The 16,667-nt window shown below is 59.9% G+C and carries 19 protein-coding genes and 1 tRNA gene; 10 read left to right on the top strand and 10 right to left on the bottom strand.

Features of this window, described 5'->3' with window-relative positions; all coding sequences use genetic code 11:
* Nucleotides 1-19 precede the first annotated feature (19 nt).
* The 3 genes from Syncc8109_RS03825 to Syncc8109_RS03815 are packed head-to-tail and all read left to right on the top strand — an operon-like array spanning nucleotide 20 to nucleotide 2,956.
* Nucleotides 20-691 carry a hypothetical protein gene (locus Syncc8109_RS03825; protein ID WP_006851697.1) on the top strand — a complete coding sequence of 224 codons (672 nt, stop codon included), beginning with the start codon at nucleotides 20-22 and terminating at the stop codon, nucleotides 689-691.
* Nucleotides 692-719: 28 nt separating this feature from the next.
* Nucleotides 720-2,045: an O-acetylhomoserine aminocarboxypropyltransferase/cysteine synthase family protein gene (locus Syncc8109_RS03820; RefSeq protein ID WP_025362191.1), complete on the top strand. Its 1,326-nt coding sequence runs from the start codon at nucleotides 720-722 to the stop codon at nucleotides 2,043-2,045.
* Nucleotides 2,046-2,062: 17 nt separating this feature from the next.
* The gene (locus Syncc8109_RS03815) at nucleotides 2,063-2,956 is read left to right on the top strand and encodes a homoserine O-succinyltransferase (RefSeq protein WP_006850642.1); all 894 of its coding nucleotides are present in this window, start codon (nucleotides 2,063-2,065) and stop codon (nucleotides 2,954-2,956) included.
* A gap of 25 nt (nucleotides 2,957-2,981) precedes the next feature.
* On the opposite strand, the gene Syncc8109_RS03810 is transcribed toward Syncc8109_RS03815, so the two are convergent.
* On the bottom strand, nucleotides 2,982-3,299 hold the full coding sequence (locus Syncc8109_RS03810) for a hypothetical protein (RefSeq protein WP_006849924.1): 318 nt from the start codon (nucleotides 3,297-3,299) through the stop codon (nucleotides 2,982-2,984).
* 59 nt (nucleotides 3,300-3,358) lie between these two features.
* Between Syncc8109_RS03810 and Syncc8109_RS03805 the strand changes: the two genes are divergently transcribed.
* Nucleotides 3,359-3,943 (top strand): alpha-ketoglutarate-dependent dioxygenase AlkB, encoded by a 585-nt coding sequence (locus Syncc8109_RS03805; RefSeq protein WP_006850907.1) that lies wholly within the window; start codon nucleotides 3,359-3,361, stop codon nucleotides 3,941-3,943.
* Here the strand turns inward: Syncc8109_RS03805 and Syncc8109_RS03800 are convergent.
* Nucleotides 3,934-4,848: an AEC family transporter gene (locus Syncc8109_RS03800; RefSeq protein WP_052328025.1), complete on the bottom strand. Its 915-nt coding sequence runs from the start codon at nucleotides 4,846-4,848 to the stop codon at nucleotides 3,934-3,936. The two genes, Syncc8109_RS03805 and Syncc8109_RS03800, sit on opposite strands and share 10 nt — an antisense overlap.
* 88 nt (nucleotides 4,849-4,936) lie before the next feature.
* Here Syncc8109_RS03800 and Syncc8109_RS03795 point away from each other — a divergent pair, with 88 nt between their 5' ends.
* The 3 genes from Syncc8109_RS03795 (at nucleotide 4,937) to Syncc8109_RS03785 (ending at nucleotide 6,143) form a co-directional block, all read left to right on the top strand.
* Nucleotides 4,937-5,128: a hypothetical protein gene (locus Syncc8109_RS03795; protein ID WP_006852109.1), complete on the top strand. Its 192-nt coding sequence runs from the start codon at nucleotides 4,937-4,939 to the stop codon at nucleotides 5,126-5,128.
* Between the two features lie 191 nt (nucleotides 5,129-5,319).
* Nucleotides 5,320-5,709, top strand: a complete 390-nt coding sequence (locus tag Syncc8109_RS03790; RefSeq protein WP_006849603.1) for an AbrB family transcriptional regulator — start codon at nucleotides 5,320-5,322, stop codon at nucleotides 5,707-5,709.
* A gap of 101 nt (nucleotides 5,710-5,810) precedes the next feature.
* A complete protein-coding gene (locus Syncc8109_RS03785; protein ID WP_025362190.1) occupies nucleotides 5,811-6,143 on the top strand; it encodes a hypothetical protein in 333 nt (110 codons plus the stop codon).
* Between the two features lie 27 nt (nucleotides 6,144-6,170).
* Here the strand turns inward: Syncc8109_RS03785 and Syncc8109_RS03780 are convergent, their stop codons facing one another.
* Genes Syncc8109_RS03780 through Syncc8109_RS03765 form a run of 4 tightly spaced genes read right to left on the bottom strand, consistent with a single transcriptional unit; the run spans nucleotide 6,171 to nucleotide 9,836 of the window.
* Nucleotides 6,171-6,914 (bottom strand): amino acid ABC transporter ATP-binding protein, encoded by a 744-nt coding sequence (locus tag Syncc8109_RS03780; RefSeq protein WP_006850686.1) that lies wholly within the window; start codon nucleotides 6,912-6,914, stop codon nucleotides 6,171-6,173.
* The gene (locus Syncc8109_RS03775; RefSeq protein WP_006850313.1) at nucleotides 6,911-7,885 is read right to left on the bottom strand and encodes an amino acid ABC transporter permease; all 975 of its coding nucleotides are present in this window, start codon (nucleotides 7,883-7,885) and stop codon (nucleotides 6,911-6,913) included. The genes Syncc8109_RS03780 and Syncc8109_RS03775 overlap by 4 nt, the downstream gene beginning before the upstream one ends.
* A complete protein-coding gene (locus Syncc8109_RS03770; protein WP_006851069.1) occupies nucleotides 7,885-8,775 on the bottom strand; it encodes an ABC transporter permease subunit in 891 nt (296 codons plus the stop codon). The genes Syncc8109_RS03775 and Syncc8109_RS03770 overlap by 1 nt, the downstream gene beginning before the upstream one ends.
* Entirely contained in the window at nucleotides 8,775-9,836 is a 1,062-nt protein-coding gene (locus tag Syncc8109_RS03765) for an amino acid ABC transporter substrate-binding protein (RefSeq protein WP_025362188.1), read from the bottom strand. Before Syncc8109_RS03765 ends, Syncc8109_RS03770 begins: the two co-directional genes overlap by 1 nt.
* A 90-nt stretch (nucleotides 9,837-9,926) precedes the next feature.
* Here Syncc8109_RS03765 and Syncc8109_RS03760 point away from each other — a divergent pair, with 90 nt between their 5' ends.
* Entirely contained in the window at nucleotides 9,927-10,250 is a 324-nt protein-coding gene (locus tag Syncc8109_RS03760) for a hypothetical protein (RefSeq protein WP_006851387.1), read from the top strand.
* On the opposite strand, the gene Syncc8109_RS03755 is transcribed toward Syncc8109_RS03760, so the two are convergent.
* Complete coding sequence (locus Syncc8109_RS03755; RefSeq protein ID WP_006850283.1) at nucleotides 10,229-11,848, bottom strand: SulP family inorganic anion transporter; 1,620 nt, start codon at nucleotides 11,846-11,848, stop codon at nucleotides 10,229-10,231. The genes Syncc8109_RS03760 and Syncc8109_RS03755 overlap by 22 nt on opposite strands.
* Before the next feature lie 30 nt (nucleotides 11,849-11,878).
* Nucleotides 11,879-13,192 carry an FAD-binding oxidoreductase gene (locus Syncc8109_RS03750; RefSeq protein ID WP_232202454.1) on the bottom strand — a complete coding sequence of 438 codons (1,314 nt, stop codon included), beginning with the start codon at nucleotides 13,190-13,192 and terminating at the stop codon, nucleotides 11,879-11,881.
* On the opposite strand from Syncc8109_RS03750, the gene Syncc8109_RS03745 reads away from it, so the two are divergent.
* A complete protein-coding gene (locus tag Syncc8109_RS03745) occupies nucleotides 13,133-14,212 on the top strand; it encodes a sirohydrochlorin chelatase (RefSeq protein WP_025362186.1) in 1,080 nt (359 codons plus the stop codon). The genes Syncc8109_RS03750 and Syncc8109_RS03745 overlap by 60 nt on opposite strands.
* Before the next feature lie 407 nt (nucleotides 14,213-14,619).
* The gene (locus tag Syncc8109_RS03740) at nucleotides 14,620-14,886 is read left to right on the top strand and encodes a DUF2811 domain-containing protein (protein ID WP_025362185.1); all 267 of its coding nucleotides are present in this window, start codon (nucleotides 14,620-14,622) and stop codon (nucleotides 14,884-14,886) included.
* Here Syncc8109_RS03740 and Syncc8109_RS03735 read toward each other — a convergent pair.
* Both Syncc8109_RS03735 and Syncc8109_RS03730 read right to left on the bottom strand, forming a co-directional pair.
* Nucleotides 14,867-16,510 carry a GMC oxidoreductase gene (locus tag Syncc8109_RS03735; protein WP_045172707.1) on the bottom strand — a complete coding sequence of 548 codons (1,644 nt, stop codon included), beginning with the start codon at nucleotides 16,508-16,510 and terminating at the stop codon, nucleotides 14,867-14,869. The genes Syncc8109_RS03740 and Syncc8109_RS03735 overlap by 20 nt on opposite strands.
* A gap of 59 nt (nucleotides 16,511-16,569) precedes the next feature.
* A tRNA-Met gene (locus tag Syncc8109_RS03730) sits at nucleotides 16,570-16,646 on the bottom strand.
* Nucleotides 16,647-16,667 lie beyond the last annotated feature (21 nt).

Raw genomic sequence — 16,667 nt, 5'->3', positions numbered from 1 at the left:
TACGTGATCCAAGAAGCGGGTGTCTAAGGAAACCTCCCATCGCGGTGATGAACTAAAGGGTCTCGGCTGGTCCGAGGCTGATGTAGCTCGCTACGTCGAGCTGTGGGAATACCGGCAGCGCTGGGGGGCCATGAATTTGGAACGGGAGGATCGCCTATTCCTGCGCAAAGCCGAAAAAGCTCTGCCGGCGATTGTGACCGGACGGGCCGCCGCCAAGAAATCAATCAAAGACAAGACCTACTACCGCTGGCTGCGCTTCAATCTTGATGCGATGACCGAAGCCGAGGCGGGGATGGACCTTGGCGACGGTGAGCGCGGAGCATGGCCGGTGCTGCTGGAGGCTGAACTCCGCCTGCTCGACCATTACGAGCCCGTTCTCGGCTTGCCCGACACGTTGAAGGCCAAAGCCCTCAGCCCTGTGCGTGAAAAGCTCACGGCCAAAGTGGCTGCTCTTGGCAACACCAAGGCCTACGACTTCCAGGCGCCCCTGATTGCGCTGAAAGCAGAAGACAGCAGCAACCGCTGGAAACACCTGCGCGAGGTGGATGCTAGTGATCGCACCTATCCCCTGCTCAAAGCCGATGGCGTGGCTGAATTCCGCAGCGAGGCGCACCGCGACATTCAGGCGGTGATCCGCAGCACGTTCCCTTCTTTGGCGGAAACCGACAAACCCGAGCTCTCTGACGACTAGAACTGGGGCAGTGGCCCCGCCGAAGACCATGTCTCACCGCTTCGAGACCCTGCAGCTGCACGCCGGGCAGTCCCCGGATAGTGCAACCAACGCGCGGGCGGTTCCCATCTATCAGACCAGCTCCTACGTCTTCAATGACGCCGAACACGGAGCCAACCTCTTCGGTCTGAAGGAGTTCGGGAACATCTACACCCGCCTGATGAACCCCACCACTGACGTGTTTGAAAAACGCGTCGCAGCCCTTGAAGGCGGGGTGGCCGCACTGGCGACAGCCTCAGGCCAGTCGGCTCAGTTCCTGGCGATCACCAACTGCATGCAGGCGGGAGACAACTTCGTTTCAACGTCTTATCTGTACGGCGGCACCTACAACCAGTTCAAGGTGCAGTTCCCGCGCTTGGGGATCGACGTGCGCTTTGCCGAAGGCGACGACGTCGCGAGCTTTGCAGCACAAGTCGACGTCAACACCAAGGCGCTCTACGTGGAAGCGATGGGAAATCCCCGCTTCAACATTCCCGACTTTGAGGGTCTTGCAGCGCTCGCCAAAGAGAAAGGGATCCCCTTGATCGTCGACAACACCCTGGGAGCCTGTGGAGCTTTGCTGCGACCAATTGACCACGGCGCCGATGTGGTCGTTGAAAGTGCGACTAAGTGGATCGGGGGCCACGGCACCAGCCTGGGGGGAGTGATCGTGGACGCCGGCACCTTCAACTGGGGCAATGGCAAGTTCCCGTTGATGAGCCAGCCCAGCGCGGCGTATCACGGCTTGGTGCACTGGGATGCTTTTGGCTTCGGCAGTGACGTCTGCAAAATGCTGGGCCTGCCGGATGATCGCAACATCGCCTTCGCCCTGCGGGCCCGGGTGGAGGGCCTGCGGGATTGGGGGCCGGCAGTCAGTCCGTTCAACAGCTTCCTGCTGCTGCAGGGCCTGGAAACCTTGAGCCTGCGCGTTGAGCGCCACACCGAAAACGCCATGGCCCTGGCCACCTGGCTGCAGGACCATCCCGCCATCGCCCATGTGAGCTATCCAGGTTTGGCCAGTGATCCTTACAACGATGCCGCGAAGAAATACCTGACAGGCCGTGGCATGGGATGCATGCTGATGTTCTCCCTCAACGGTGGCTACGACGATGCGGTTCGCTTCATCGACAGCCTCAAGCTGGCCAGCCACCTTGCCAACGTGGGCGATGCCAAAACGCTGGTGATCCACCCCGCGTCCACGACCCACCAACAACTCAGTGAGGCGGAACAAGCCTCGGCTGGCGTGACCCCCACGATGGTGCGGGTCTCCGTCGGACTCGAGCACATCGACGACATCAAGGCCGACTTCGAACAGGCCCTCGCCGTTCTCAGCTGAATGACGTCCCAGCTCCCATGGCGCTGATCCTTCCTGGCAGTTACCACAAAATCGCCGAGGTTGAACGCAACCGGATCTCCTGGATTGAGCCTGAACAGGCTGAACGCCAGGACATCCGGCCCCTGCGTATCGGCATCTTGAACATCATGCCGCTGGGCAAGCAGTACGAGTTCAACCTGCTGCATCCGCTGGGCCTATCGGTGCTGCAGATCGAACCGATTTGGATTCGCCTCAACTCCCACGCCTACAAGAGTTGGGATCAGAACCATCTCGACCAGCTCTATGTGAGCTGGGATGAGGCCTTGTCCCAGGGTCCTCTGGATGGGTTGATCATCACCGGTGCCCCCGTCGAACACCTGCCCTTTGAACAAGTCAGTTACTGGAACGAACTGGTCCAGTTGATCGAGGAAGCGCGCAGCACCTGTGCCAGCACCCTCGGACTGTGCTGGGCCGGTTTCGCCCTCGCCTACCTTGCGGGCGTCGACAAGGTGGCCTTCCAGCAGAAGCTGTTCGGGATCTACCCGATGCGCAGCCTTGTGCCGGGCCATCCATTGATGGGAACCCAGGACGACCATTTCGTCTGCCCCCAAAGCCGTCATGCCGGACTGTCGGATGCCGCGATGGAAGCCGCCGAACGGGACGGACGTCTTCGTTTGCTTGCCCATGGCGAACAGGTGGGGTACACCATTTTCGAGACACCGGATCAGCGGCAGCTGATGCACCTTGGCCATCCCGAATACAACGTGGGACGGATCCTCGGAGAAATGGAACGCGACCGAGCCCGCGGAGATGTTCCTCCACCCGAAAATTTCGATGCGGCCCAACCCCAGACCCTCTGGCGCTCCCACCGGAACCTTCTGTTCCAGCAGTGGCTCTGGTTTTGCTATCAGCGGGTCAGCCTGAAGGCCTGATCAGGCTTGGCTGCAGCAGCACCCCTTAACCTTGTCGTCTCGGAGTGGGTTCCAGATTGGGCGAGGGCTCCTGAGCGACGGCATCTGGACGCTCAGCGGATTTGCGATTGAGTTCCCGCTCCAACGAGGCGATGCGTCTTTCGCGAAGGCAATGACGGCATCCACCCAGGGTTTGAAGATGCTTTTCCGGTGTGATCGTGATCGGTTGAACCGGATGGTCGTTGCAACGGATCTGAACCGGACTCTTGTAACTGCGCCAACGGATCAAGCTGTAGTCGAATTGATCACCAAAGCGCTGCACGGCGCGCTTGAGGAATTCGTCTTGGGTGATTCTGGCTCCCATGCAACCGAATGTATGGGACAGTCTCGAGATCGAACCGACCTCGTCATCCGACGTCACGAATGACCATCCATCCAGCTGCAGCTGAAACGGACTGGTCCCTGCATGAGGGTTGGCTGAAGCCAGATCTTGCCAGGCACTGGCAAACACAGCTTGAACACCAGCTCCAGTGGGAGCAGCCCGTCGTTCAGGTCTATGGCAAGCGCCACCCGATCCCCCGAATGACGGTGTTTCTTGCCGATGAAGGAATTCACTACCGCTACAGCGGTGCCATTCACACTGGTGATGGCTGGCCTGCATGGTTCAAGCCATTGCTGCACCAGGTGAATGAAGCCTGTGAGACCATCTTCAACGGATGCCTGCTCAATTGGTATCGCCATGGCGATGACCGCATGGGTTGGCACGCCGATGACGAACCGGAAATTGATCAGCGGGCTCCGATTGCCTCCCTTTCACTCGGAGCAACGCGGGATTTTCAGCTCCGCCACCGCAAAACTGCACACCTAAAAAGGTCTCTGCCGTTGGCCGATGGTGACCTTCTGGTGATGCACCCGGGCTGTCAGACCCGATGGATGCACAGTGTTCCTCAGCGGCGCAAAGTGCAGAGCACCCGAATCAACCTCACCTTTCGCCGTTTTCAAAACTGAGATTGCAGCAGCACACCCCATGCAGGTGCTGTGATTAAGGCCAGCAACGTGCTCCAAAACACCAGCCCTGCAGCCTGCTCCTGATAAGCACCAACAGATTCTGCGATGAGCAAAAGAGAGATTGCCGTCGGCGCGGCTCCTTGCAGAGCAACCGCCTGAACCATCAAAGGCTTGAACTGCAGCAGAGACGCCAGAAGCCAAAGCAGCAACGGGTAGAGCAGCAGCTTGGCCACCAGTGGCTTAAGCAGCTGCAGAGGACGTGCCTCCGGCGCAATGCCCTGGCGATGGATGCTGCCCAGGCGCATGCCCACCACCATCAGAGCAAGCAGAATCACGCAGCGTGAAGGCCACCAAAGTGCATCGGCCACCGACGCAGACCATGGGGTCGCCTGAACCAGCAAAGCGCCGGTGAGCCCTCGGGTTGCCGGACTCCCAGCAACGCTGCTGAGCAACCCTCGCAACCGTTGGGAACCATCCACCTGCCCCCCGATCAGCAGCGGTCCCAGGCTCCAGACCAGCAGAGTCGCCCCGAGGTCGTAGCCAATGCTGATGGGCAGAGCCTCATCGGGCAGGAAAGCCAGGGCGAGAGGAACCCCGAAATAGGCCGTGTTTCCGGTGCAGCTGCCCAGCCGCAGCGTGGGAGACGCCAGCTCAGCCAATCCCGGCAAGCGCGCGGCCGCCACCAGAACAAGGCCAATGGCAAGCACCGCAAGACCTGCGGCCTGCAACATGTCGCCGCTGAGGCCACCTTTCAACAGCAGGCCCATCACACTGATCGGCACACCGAACCGCACCAGCGGTGCGGCCAAGTGGGTGGACAGGGTTTCCTGGCGTCGACCAGCCCAGAACCCAATCAGAAGGGAGGGCACCAGCTCCAGCAAGAACCGAAGAATGGACACCTCCATCAGATCAATCGACCCTAGAAAGCTGTGGTGACTGATGCCTCAGTCCCAGGCTTAATCTGACTTTTGATTGGCCGCGTGGATCCAGCTGATGCAACCAGCTTCACGCCATCGCATCGTGCGAAGTGATCAATCAGAAGATCTGCTGACACGGCAGCGCTTTGACAGCTACAACGCTGCCTACGATGAACTCGAGCGTTACTACGGGGATTTTTGCTGCTCTGATGATGATCGTGTCGAGTACACGATCATTTCTGAACCCTCAGACAGTGCTGAGGTTTAAACCACTGAGGACGCCTCAACATCAGCCCGCAAGCTTCATCTCAGGAGAGCAGTCTCAAAATTCAGACCACAGAGACGCATCCCTAGATACCAACCTTTCAAAGCACTGAGCCTTGGCAATATCGGCTCGATTGATTGACATCCAGCCAGCCAACCAGTTATGAACTATGTATCCATTGAGACGCATTTAAAATGCTGACCGGTTCCGAGCTGCTTGCCAAGGTCAAAGAACTTGGAGATGTTTCCAAATCCGATCTTGTGAGAGCTTGCGGGTACGTCTCTGACAAGAAAGATGGTGGCGATCGCCTCAATTTCACAGCGTTCTACGAGGCCCTGCTCGAGGCCAAGGGCGTGAATCTGAGCAGCGGTGGTGCTGCGATTGGCAAAGGTGGTCGCAAACTGAGCTACATCGCCAAAGTTCAGGGCAATGGCAATCTGCTGATCGGCAAGGCTTATACCGCCATGCTGAACCTGGAACCCGGTGACGAATTTGAGATCAAGCTTGGCAAGAAAGCCATCCGTCTGATCCCCACGGGTGCAGCTGCGGAGCACAGCGAAGCTGCCGACCAGGTTGACGAGTGATCAACCGATCCATCACCACAAGCTGAATCCCCTACAGCCCCTCCCCTACCTGGAGGGGCTTTTTTGCGCAACGAAGCAACCCAGGCCTTGACGCAACCCCAATGGGGCTGGCATCACAATTATTGCTCGGTAATGTGATCAGGATTGGCGCGACAAAGTTGAAATCCTTCAGGGCAACCGTCGCTTCGCTCCTGAGCAATTCGTTTCTGTTGGGGGGCTCAGTCGCCCTATCCATCCATATCGTGCTGACCTTTTTTCGGATGCACGGACTGGCGCTGACCCTTGCTTTTGTGGCATTTTGGCTGATCTGCGTGACGGCCTACTTCCGTTGGCAGGACAAGCAGTGGATGCCTCGGACGGTCAGAAAAAATTCAATGCAGGAAAAGCACAGCCGAAAGCCCACTGAGGCTTGGAGAGAACGACAATCGGCCTGAAGTACTTCACGAGGTTGTGCAAACCGTTTAATGCTGCATCTGATTGAGGAACCTGCGGCTGCGTGCCTCCCTGGCATTGCTGAAAAAGGTCTCTGGATCTGAGGTCTCCACCACCTGGCCCCGATCCATGAACATCACCCGATCCGCTACCTCACGGGCAAAGCCCAGTTCGTGGGTGACCACCACCATCGTCATGCCGCCTTTTGCCAACTGGCGCATCGCATCCAACACCTCCTTCACCCGCTCCGGGTCCAAGGCACTGGTGGGCTCGTCGAACAGCATCACCTCAGGATCCAGAGCCAGAGCCCGAGCGATCGCCACCCGCTGCTGCTGACCACCGCTGAGCTGCGCCGGGTACTTGTAGGCCTGCTCGCGAATGCCCATCTGGTCAAGGAGATCCATTGCCCGCTGCTCGGCAGCCGCCTTGGCACGCTGTTGCACCTTGATCGGGGCAAGGGTGATGTTGTCGAGGATGGAAAGGTGAGGAAAGAGGTTGAACTGCTGAAACACCATCCCCACGCGCTTGCGGATCTCCCGCACCTGACGTTCTTCATGGGTGGCGTCCAAGCGAACCCCAAGCACATCCAAGGCGCCGCCATCCAGCGACTCCAGACCGTTAAACGTACGGATCAGCGTGCTCTTGCCGGAGCCGGAAGGCCCCATCACCACCAGCACTTCGCCGCTGTTCACCTCAAGGGTGACGCCATCGAGAGCTCGAACCCCTTGGGAATAGCTCTTGACCAGATCAGTGGCACGAATGGCGACAGTCATGAAGCGGAGCGAGCAGGGTCAAGCTGAACTTCCAGGTGGCGGGCCAGCAACGCCATGGCTGTACACGCCAGCCAGTAAACCGCAGCAAGCCAGAGGTAGACCTCCAGATAACGGCCGATGAAAGCCGGATTCGCCAACAGGCTGCGGCTGATGCCCAGCAATTCCACCAAACCGAGAATGGCCATCAGGCTTGTGTTTTGCAGCAGACCCACCGCCTGGTTGGTGAGCGATGGAAGTGCAACCCGCAGCGCCTGCGGCAGCACCACCAATTGCAACACTTGGCGTGGCGACAGCCCCAGCACGGCTGCAGCTTCCCGCTGGGTGGGCGGAATCGCCTGGAGGCCACCGCGCACATCCTCTGCGATGTAGGCCGCTGCAAACAATGCGAAGGCCACAACCGCCCGCAGAACCCGATTGATCTCAAGCCCTGGCGGCAGGAACAACGGGATCAGCAGTTGTCCAAAGAACAGAACCGCAATCAACGGCACAGCCCGCATCAACTCGATGTAGGCGGCGCTGCTCCAACGCAACACCGGTAGCTCACTGCGCCGGCCGAGGGCCAGGAGGATCCCCAACGGAAGCGCCAAAGCTCCACTACCTCCCGTGAGCAGCAGCGTGAGCGTCAGACCACCCCAACTGCGTGTTCCCACCGGCAGCAGGCCCAAACCTCCGGCCAACAGCCAGAGCCCCAGCGGTGCCATCGCGATCCAGACCAACGGCAACCAACGGCGAACCCAGCCACGCTTCGGACCAACGAGGGTCAGCGGCATCAGCGTAATGAGTGCTGCCATCCACAGCAGCGGACGCCAGCGTTGATCCGCAGGGAAACTGCCCACCGCATACAGCGGGAGATTGGTGGTCACCACAGACCAGTCGGCTGCAACCAGCAGCCAATGCAGCATTGACCAGCCAGCCCATCCGAGCAGAGCCAGCAGCAGCAGGGTGATCCCAAGATCCAACCAACGGTTCATCAGCGGCTCCTGTTCAGACGACCCAGCACGGCACGGTTCAAGGCAGCCATGCCTCCGCTGATCAACAAATTCAGCAGCAAAAAGCTGAGCAACAGCAGCAGGAAGCCCTCAATGGCGCGGCCGGTTTGGGTGATGGTGGTGTCACTGACGGCGTAGAGATCGGCGTAGCCCACGGCAATGGCCAGGGTGCTGTTCTTGGCGAGATTGAGGTACTGGCTCGTGAGTGCAGGAAGAATCGCCGGCAGGGCCTGCGGCAACACAATCCGACGCAGCCCAAGCCCTTCTCCAAGCCCAAGGCTGCGGAAGGCCTCCCACTGGCCCCGTGGCACCGCGTTGATGCCACCACGCACGATCTCTGCAATCGACGCACCCGTGAACACAGTGAGCCCCACAAGAACCGCACAAAATTCAACGCTGAGGTTCAGGCCCAACAGCTGAATGCCCTGATTCGAAAGCCGGATCAACCCACCGATCGGCATCGACGGAAGGCCAAGGAAGGCAACGAAATACCAGAACAGCAACTGCAGGAGCAGAGGAACCTGACGAATCAAGGCCACATAGCCCCCGGCCAGGCTGCGCAGCAGACGGTTGTTACCACCGCGGGCTGCACCGGCAGCCACACCAAGGCCGGTGGCCAGCACAAGGCCAGCCGCGATCACCTTGAGGCTGTTCAGCCAACCGATGGTCAGGGCCCAGAGATAGCTATCGGATGGGGCATAGGGGAGAGCTGTTTCCGCTAGAGCAAAACCAGCGGGTCGGCCCAGCCAGCCAAAACCCAGTCCCAAGCCCGTTCGAATCAGGTTGACCGCCAGATTGTTGACCAGCAGAGCCAGAAAGCCCAGCAGTACGGCGGCGACACCAACCTGAACCAGGAGACGACGCTGCCGCATCAGGTGAACGGTGGGGAAATCATCAAACCACCTTCACCGGCCAGCCGGTTCGCCCCCCGTGGAATCGCCACGGCACTGTCCGGTCCGAGATGGCGGTTGTAGATCTCGCCGTAATTGCCGGTGGCACGGATCACCTGAACGACAAAGTCATCGGCGAGTCCGAGTTTGCGACCCAAGCCTGGATCCACACCCAAGAAACGCCGCAGAGCGGTCTGGGAGGAGTCGGCTGCGGCTTGCTTCACCACCGCATCAACATTCGCTTGGGTGATGCCCCGTTCCTCGGCTTCGATCAGGCCGTTGATCACCCAGGTCATGGCATCACCCATAGGCTGATCCCCCCCCACCACAGCTGGAGATAGGGGCTCCTTGCTGATCCGGTCGTCGAGAATCTGATGCGCCTCGGGATCACTGAACCCTGAGCGTGCAGCCGCCAGTTGCGAGCGATCAGACGTCATGGCTGCGCAGCGCCCCTGGAGGTAGCCGCCCACCACCTGATTGAGATCTTGATATTTGATTGGTATGTAGGGAAGACCCTTGGAGGCGAAGGCGTCGTTGAGGTTTTGCTCGGTTGTGGTGCCCGATCCCACGCAAATGGACTTGCCGCTTAAGTCAGCCAGCGAACGCACTCCGCTGGCAGCATTCACCATCAAGCCCTGTCCGTCGTGGAACACCACAGGCCCAAAGCGCAGCCCATTGCCCCCCACCGCATCGCGGCTGAGGGTGTGGGTGGTGTTGCGAGACAACAGATCGATCTCGCCCGATCGCAAGGCCGTGAACCGCTCGGGCGCGGTTAAAGGCCGGTATTGAACCTTCTCAGCATCACCAACGAAAGCAGCAGCCATGGCACGGCAGATGTCGACATCCAGGCCGGTGTAACGCCCGTCAGAACTGAGAAAACTGAAGCCTGGAATCTTGCCGCTCACCCCGCAAAGCAACTCGCCTCGCGCTTTGACCAGATCCAGACGCGAGCCAGCTGCACTATCCAGTGACGCGCAGGACGCCAGGAACGAGGACAACCCGGCCAACGCAACGATCAGAACACGTGAACTGGATCGGAACATCAGCGTTGGTACGGATCGGGTGGGATTGTCCCAGATCCCCAGCACATACCTCACATCCGACCTACTTTCACGGCAATCAGCCTGGCTGCAATGAAGGTCTGGGCCTGCCTTTTGGCCGGACTGATCGCTGGAAGTACGACTCCCGGTGCTGTCGCGCGGGACGAGCACGACCGTGGTGCTTACAACAACAAGATGGCGCTGTTGGGCTTTCTTCTAGAGAGTGCTCAGCAACGGGCCGGACGTGATGTTCAAACCCTTTGCCTGTTGATGAGCATCAGCAACGACGTCACCGAGCGGTACGTGGCAACCAATCCTGGAGACATGCAGGTTCAGCAGCGGCTCATGGCGATGCGCCAAGACCTCAGGGCCTGTCTTGCCAACCAAGCAGAGGCTCATGCATGGGCTGATTCCTGACCGCCGATCCGCTCAAACAGATCAAGGCTTTCCTCGTTCAGGCCAATCACGCTGACAGCAGATCCACCGCTGCGATATTTCCGGATGACTTGATCCAGGGCAGCCACGCCGCTCTGGTCCCAGATATGGGCCTGGGAGAGGTCAATCGTGATGCGCTCGGGATGGTCGTGAAGATCAAATCCTTGGAGGAAATACACCTTGCTGACAAAAAACAGCTGCCCCCTAACGCGGTACATCCGCTCATGATTGCTGATCTCAACGGCCTCCACCTGAATCACCTTGGCCACCTTGCGGCTGAACAGAATTCCTGCCAGCGCAACGCCAGCCAACACGCCAAGGGCGAGGTTGTGAGGGGTGGTGAGCATCGTGATGGCAAAGGTCATCAGCATCACCGAGGTATCGCTCTTGGGGATGCGACTCAGGTTGCGCAGACCATTAATGTCAGCGGTGCTGACAGCGATGCTGATCATCACGGCCACCAGGGCAGCCATCGGAATCTGCTTGATCAAGGGGCCGGCCAGAAGGATCATCGCCAGCAAGCTGACGCCGGAGAACAGAGTGGACATCCGAGTGCGTCCACCATTGTCGATATTCATCACTGATTGCCCCACAAGGGCACAGCCGGCCATGCCGCCGAACAAAGAGGAGACGATATTGGCAATGCCCTGACCCCTGGCTTCAACGTTCTTGTCAGTGCTGGTGTCGGTCTTGTCATCCAGGATGTCCTGGGTGAGGAAGGTTTCCATGAGGCCCACCAGCGATATCGCCAGAGCGGTGGGAAGAACTAAACCGAGCGTGTCGAGGCTGAAGGGCACGCCCCCTTCACCGAAGGGAAGGCTGAAGCTCGGCAATCCTGCAGGCAGCGTCCCCAAGCTACTGACGGTGGGGATGTCAAAGCCGAAGCCGACTCTGAAGCTGAGCCATCCGTCAGGCGACGTCCCCAGGGTGCTGAAAATGGGGATGTCAAAGCTGAAGCCGCTGATCAGTGTCAGCACAACGATGGCGATCAGCTGAGAGGGCACGACACGCGTCAGCCGAGGCAAGCCGTAGATGATCGCCAGACCCAGCAGGACAAGACCCCAAACGATTGGAATCTGGCCACCGTGGGGCAGCAGCGAGGTTCCTTCGCTGTGATGAAGGTCTAGACCCAGTTGCGGAAGCTGTGCCTGAAAGATCAACAAAGCCAGAGCATTGACGAAGCCGCTCAACACCCCTTGCGGAACAAAGCGCATCTGATGAGCAAGACGTAGATACCCCCAGAGGATCTGCAGCAGTCCCGTCACCAGCCCCGCCACCATTAGGTACTGGACGCCCAGCCCTGGCCCCCGGGCTTCACCGGATGCTACGAGACCTGTCATCAACAGGGCCGTGGAGCCCGTGGCTGAGGTGATCATTGCCATGCGACCACCCACGACGGCGATGGTCAGCGACAGGCAGAAAGCTCCGAACAGGCCCACTTTGGGATCCACCCCAGCAATCCCCGAGAAGGCAATGGCCTCGGGAATCATCGCGAAAGCCACCACCAGACCCGAGAGCAGATCTTTGCTGGGGTTGGCCAACCACTGATTCACCAGGGTTGGGCTGGATCGTTTGGCCATCAAAGGATGCCGGTTAGGAGCGACCGTAAATCAGAGCGTCGGCAGGATGCCTGCTGGATCCAAGCGCTGTTTCAGCTTTCGCAACTCTGGCAACCAGGGGCCGAATGCTGCCTCCAACTCCTTGTGATGAAAGGGCAAATGGTCATGAAACTGCGCCAGATGCACACCAGGACAAATCGACTGAAGGACCTGCCAGACCTCCTCCAACCAAGCAAGACTGCGCCTCTGGCCCGGGACATCCCCAGGAGTCCAGGCGGCGGTGATCCACGGTTTCCACTCGGCAGTGCGGTGCACGAACGAGCTGGCCTCCACGGCAGCCTTTTGCGTCGCCGCCCCCAGCTGCTGACAGGCCAGGCTGCAGAACGGATGAGGACGATGCTGCAGCAAACGGCATAAATCCGGCATCACGGCCCCCCAGAGCTCAGCAGCTGCCGGCCCCAGCAAGCCAACCACCTCAGCGTGAGATCGCGAAGGCATCGGAGCCGATCCCCGCAAAGGAGGGAGCTGGTGCAGCCCTTCGATCTTCTGCGCACCGGCCCAAGGGGCATCGGCAATCCGGAGCAACTGCACCGCGTCAGCCCTCTCCCAATGCCACTGCAGGCTGGTGCTGGCGTTTGACGCTTCCGCCTGGAGCATGAGCTGAGGCAGTTGATCCGGAGACACCACGCATTGCTCCACCCACAGCGGCAGAAGCGGCTGGGTGGCCATGCGCAGCGCGCTCACCACCCCCAGAAACGGGGCTGCACCGCAGAGGCCCCTCCACTCCAGCGAACCGGCATCGTCAGCCCGAGACAGGGCAAAGGGGCTGCCATCACCCCAGACCCCATGGATCTCGCGCACTTGATCCACAGCAAGCCCCACCTGCCGGCTCAGTGGCCCCATGCCCCCCGTGAGCACATAGCCAAGCCCAGGCAGACCCGACAAACCAGCTGCCACGGTTCGGCCGTAGGGACGCATGGCCTCCAGCACGTCTCCCATGCGGCAGCCCGCTCCAATCCAGACCGACTGATCCGCGGGCTGCCACTCCACACGTTGGAAATGGGTTTGCAGGTCCAGGGTCCAGTGGTCGGCCACGGCGGCCCGAGATGTGGTGCCCCCGCCACAGAGACGCAGCGGCCTGGGACCGGACCAGTTCTGAACCAAAGCCGCCAACTCCGCTGGTCGAGGGGAGACCAGACCGGATCGCCTCGCATCAGCCGCCTGCGCATTAAAGAAAACGGGACGGTCTGAATCCATTGCGATGCGACCGATATCGTCAAACCATTGGAACAGCAGAGCGACCTTTTGGCCGAACAGCACGCGGAAACCGGCAACGAGCGTCTTGGCGTTCTGATCTGCGGCCACGGGAGTCGCAACCGACTGGCCGTTGAAGAGTTCGCCCAGATGGTGGATGGCCTGCGGCCTCGGCTCGCCCCGATGCCGGTGGAACACGGCTACCTGGAATTTGCCCGCCCCATCCTTCGGGATGGTCTTGAAGCACTCCGCGAGAAAGGCGTCACCAAGGTGCTGGCCATTCCAGCCATGCTTTTTGCAGCGGGGCATGCCAAGAACGACATCCCCTCTGTTCTGAACACGTACACGGCCGAAACGGGTTTACCGATCGATTACGGCCGGGAGCTGGGGGTGGACCGATTGATGGTGTCAGCCGCCGGGGCTCGCGTTCGGGAGTGCCTTGATGCGGCGAAGGACGACGTTCCATTGGCCAAAACCCTCCTGGTGGTGGTAGGTCGAGGCTCCTCGGATCCAGACGCCAACTCCAACGTGGCCAAGGTGACGCGGCTGCTGGTGGAAGGATTTGGTTTCGGCTGGGGAGAAACGGTGTATTCGGGCGTGACCTTCCCCCTAGTGGAACCGGGTCTGCGTCACGCCGTGAAACTGGGCTTCCGTCGGGTGGTGGTGGTGCCCTATTTCCTCTTTTCAGGGGTTCTAGTGAGCCGAATCCGCCAACACACCGAGCTGGTGGCTGCCGATCATCCCGAGGTGGAGTTTCTCTCTGCGGGCTATCTGGGCGACCACACCCTGGTGGTGGACACCTTCAAAGAACGGGTCGAGGAGGTGTTGCGGGGGGACACCGCCATGAACTGCTCGCTCTGCAAATACCGCGCCCAGGTGCTGGGCTTCGAACAGGACGTGGGACGCGCCCAGGAAAGCCACCACCACCATGTGGAAGGCCTTGCGGAAAGCTGCACGCTTTGCGAACTGGAGTGCACGGGTGCCTGCCAACCCGACGGCATCCCGATTGGTCATGGCCACAACCATGGGTCAGACCACAGCCATGACCACCATCACCCCCCTTATCCCCACGCCGACCATCCCCTGGGCCCTACCACGCTGAAGCGCAACAACAGCGCGGCTAAGGATTGATTCCATGGATCCAAAGAGAACCTGCTGATGGCTTGTCGCCAATGACACGGTTCTCGAAAGCGACAGCAGCGACGAAACAAATATCAGGTTTTCTTATCAAAATTGCTTCGCCAAGGTTCACCCCCTTTTTCCACACAAAAAAAACGTCGTTTTCCACAGGCTGAAGTTGGCTCGCCGGCTGTGACGGTCAACCTGTGAATTTCCGAGGGAATCGCACAACCGGGTTGACAGACCGTCTATTCGGCCTAGAGCAACCGCACCTCGTCAATTCCCGTACTCTCAAACCCAGTCACAGACTTCTGTCTCATCTCGTCTCAGCCGCAATTCAACAAATGTCGACGGCTTTGACGCAAGCGCCGGTTGTGTGGCTTTCTTGGTGAGCGTTGGACAGGGAAAAGCTGGACGGAATGGACCGAAATCACCTCGAGCGATGCCACGACATGGGAACCACGGAGCGCGGGACTGCTTCAAAAGCCAGCTACGTGAGTCTTGAGACGGAAATCCCAGAGGTGCTCTATCGAGGCATGAAGGATTTCATCGGAGAGCACCCCAACTGGGACCAATACCGCGTGATGAGTTCTGCTCTTGCCCACTTCCTGTTTCAGAACGGCTGTGTCGACCGCTCCGTGACCGAGCGCTATCTCGACGATCTGTTCATCCGCCCCGATCACTGAGGGCCAGCAGGCAGGCCCGACGGCTCAGAGCCATCATCGTCAGCGTTGGGCTCTGCCAGGCCGACGTTGGCCAACAGGCGCCATCCACCACAAGAACGTTGGGAGCGCGCCAAAGACGGTTGGAGGAATCAACGACGCTGCTGGTCTCGCTTCCCCCCATCGCAGCCCCTCCCACCTCATGGATGTAATACCCCGGGGGGGCTGCACCTTCAGACAGAGCAACAGCTCCCTCCAGGAAAGGTTCAACCAAGGGGAGGTGAAAGAGGTCTTTGATCGATTTGGCATCGCCTCCGGCGGCAGCGATGCAGGCCTGGATCGAGGCGCGCATGTGCCTAACCATGGCCAGTTCATTGCTACTCCAACTGCAGGCAATCGAGGGAACACGCACGCCCCAGCGATCCGTGCGCTCACTCAGGGTCACCCTGTTGTCAGCCCTGGGAAGAACTTCGCCGTGACCAATCAGGAACCCGGTGATGCTTGAAGGGCGACGCCGTAACCATCGCGGCGGATCAAACCGTCCAATGCCACCCCAAAGGCCATAGCCGCCCTGAAAATCAGCCGATGGCAGGTGTCGGCCAAACGGAACGAAAAAACTTCCAGCGCCCGTGAGCATGGGCTGTTCCCCCTGAACAGGCTCGGGGAAGGCAAAAAACTGCGATGTGGAGACATGGTCCATCAAGCGTGTGCCCAGTCGTCCTGAAGGGTCGTCCAAACCGTTGCTCTGTTCGCCACGACATGAGCGCAACAGGATGGAGACGGTCTGAATCGTGGAAGCAGCCAGGACCACGAGATCCGCCCTCAACTCCCTGCGGTTGCCATTGGATTGGTCAACGGCAACCACACCAATGGCTTTATCTCCACCGGCATCCATCAAGAGATGCTCCACCAAATGCGCAGAGAGCAGCTGGGCGCGTCCTGTGGCCATGGCGCGAGGAAGGCTGCTGCCGCGACTGCTGGAGCGAGGCCAAGCGGGATCCTCTCCCTGCGGCGCCGGACCAAACCCCCTTGAGGGGATCACGGGATACCCCAACCGTTGCCGCACAGCTTCAGCAAAACGCTCTTCCGCCGGTGTCGCCGCCAGAGGCGGTTGTGTTTCACCGTCCGGCAGATGATCCAAACCATCGCGCCCACCATGAACGCCCAGCCAGCGCTCCAGTTCGGCGTAGTGAGGTGTCAGCTCACCGCTGCGCAACGGCCACTTGACCTGTTCACCCTCCACATCTACACCGCCCAGATCCTCATCCGAAAGACGCAGAGTGATGCCACCCCAGGTGAGGCTGCGGCCGCCAACCTGCAGGCCTCGCGTCCACAGAAACGGCTGATCCGCCGGGTGCTCATAGGGATGCAGACGCTCGTCGGCATACAGAAGAGGGTTGCCTTTCCAGTAGCCGGGATGCTGGGACTGCTGGCGATGGCTGCCGCTGGTCAGGCCCACGATCCGACGCAGCAGATTTCCCGGTTCAGCCCCGAAGGCTTGCGTGCTGTTGAGGCCAGGTCCTGCCTCCACCACAAGCACCCGAGCTCCTGCTTCAGCCAGGGTCATGGCGGCCACTCCGCCACTCGCTCCCGAGCCAACAACAATGGCGTCCCAGGGGCCATCGCAGTTCATGGAGCGACTGCTCATGGAGGTACGACAGACAAAAAAAAATCTCCCGAGAGGGAGATTGTTGATTCAATCAGAGTTGGTGGCGGGGGGGAGATTTGAACTCCCGACCTTCGGGTTATGAGCCCGACGAGCTACCAGACTGCTCTACCCCGCGTTGACCCAAAAATCATACATG

Source organism: Synechococcus sp. WH 8109, from assembly GCF_000161795.2.
Classification (GTDB): Bacteria; Cyanobacteriota; Cyanobacteriia; order PCC-6307; family Cyanobiaceae; genus Parasynechococcus.
This window is presented reverse-complemented; position numbering and strand designations above follow the sequence as displayed.

Bases quoted from the DNA above. Each gene is read 5' to 3' on its own strand.
- Syncc8109_RS03820 (WP_025362191.1), top strand. From the start codon at position 720: ATGTCTCACCGCTTCGAGACCCTGCAGCTGCACGCCGGGCAGTCCCCG.
- Syncc8109_RS03815 (WP_006850642.1), top strand. From the start codon at position 2,063: ATGGCGCTGATCCTTCCTGGCAGTTACCACAAAATCGCCGAGGTTGAA.
- Syncc8109_RS03810 (WP_006849924.1), bottom strand. From the start codon at position 3,299: ATGGGAGCCAGAATCACCCAAGACGAATTCCTCAAGCGCGCCGTGCAG.
- Syncc8109_RS03805 (WP_006850907.1), top strand. From the start codon at position 3,359: ATGACCATCCATCCAGCTGCAGCTGAAACGGACTGGTCCCTGCATGAG.
- Syncc8109_RS03800 (WP_052328025.1), bottom strand. From the start codon at position 4,848: ATGGAGGTGTCCATTCTTCGGTTCTTGCTGGAGCTGGTGCCCTCCCTT.
- Syncc8109_RS03795 (WP_006852109.1), top strand. From the start codon at position 4,937: ATGCAACCAGCTTCACGCCATCGCATCGTGCGAAGTGATCAATCAGAA.
- Syncc8109_RS03790 (WP_006849603.1), top strand. From the start codon at position 5,320: ATGCTGACCGGTTCCGAGCTGCTTGCCAAGGTCAAAGAACTTGGAGAT.
- Syncc8109_RS03785 (WP_025362190.1), top strand. From the start codon at position 5,811: ATGGGGCTGGCATCACAATTATTGCTCGGTAATGTGATCAGGATTGGC.
- Syncc8109_RS03780 (WP_006850686.1), bottom strand. From the start codon at position 6,914: ATGACTGTCGCCATTCGTGCCACTGATCTGGTCAAGAGCTATTCCCAA.
- Syncc8109_RS03775 (WP_006850313.1), bottom strand. From the start codon at position 7,885: ATGAACCGTTGGTTGGATCTTGGGATCACCCTGCTGCTGCTGGCTCTG.
- Syncc8109_RS03770 (WP_006851069.1), bottom strand. From the start codon at position 8,775: ATGCGGCAGCGTCGTCTCCTGGTTCAGGTTGGTGTCGCCGCCGTACTG.
- Syncc8109_RS03765 (WP_025362188.1), bottom strand. From the start codon at position 9,836: ATGTTCCGATCCAGTTCACGTGTTCTGATCGTTGCGTTGGCCGGGTTG.
- Syncc8109_RS03760 (WP_006851387.1), top strand. From the start codon at position 9,927: ATGAAGGTCTGGGCCTGCCTTTTGGCCGGACTGATCGCTGGAAGTACG.
- Syncc8109_RS03755 (WP_006850283.1), bottom strand. From the start codon at position 11,848: ATGGCCAAACGATCCAGCCCAACCCTGGTGAATCAGTGGTTGGCCAAC.
- Syncc8109_RS03740 (WP_025362185.1), top strand. From the start codon at position 14,620: ATGGACCGAAATCACCTCGAGCGATGCCACGACATGGGAACCACGGAG.
- Syncc8109_RS03735 (WP_045172707.1), bottom strand. From the start codon at position 16,510: ATGAGCAGTCGCTCCATGAACTGCGATGGCCCCTGGGACGCCATTGTT.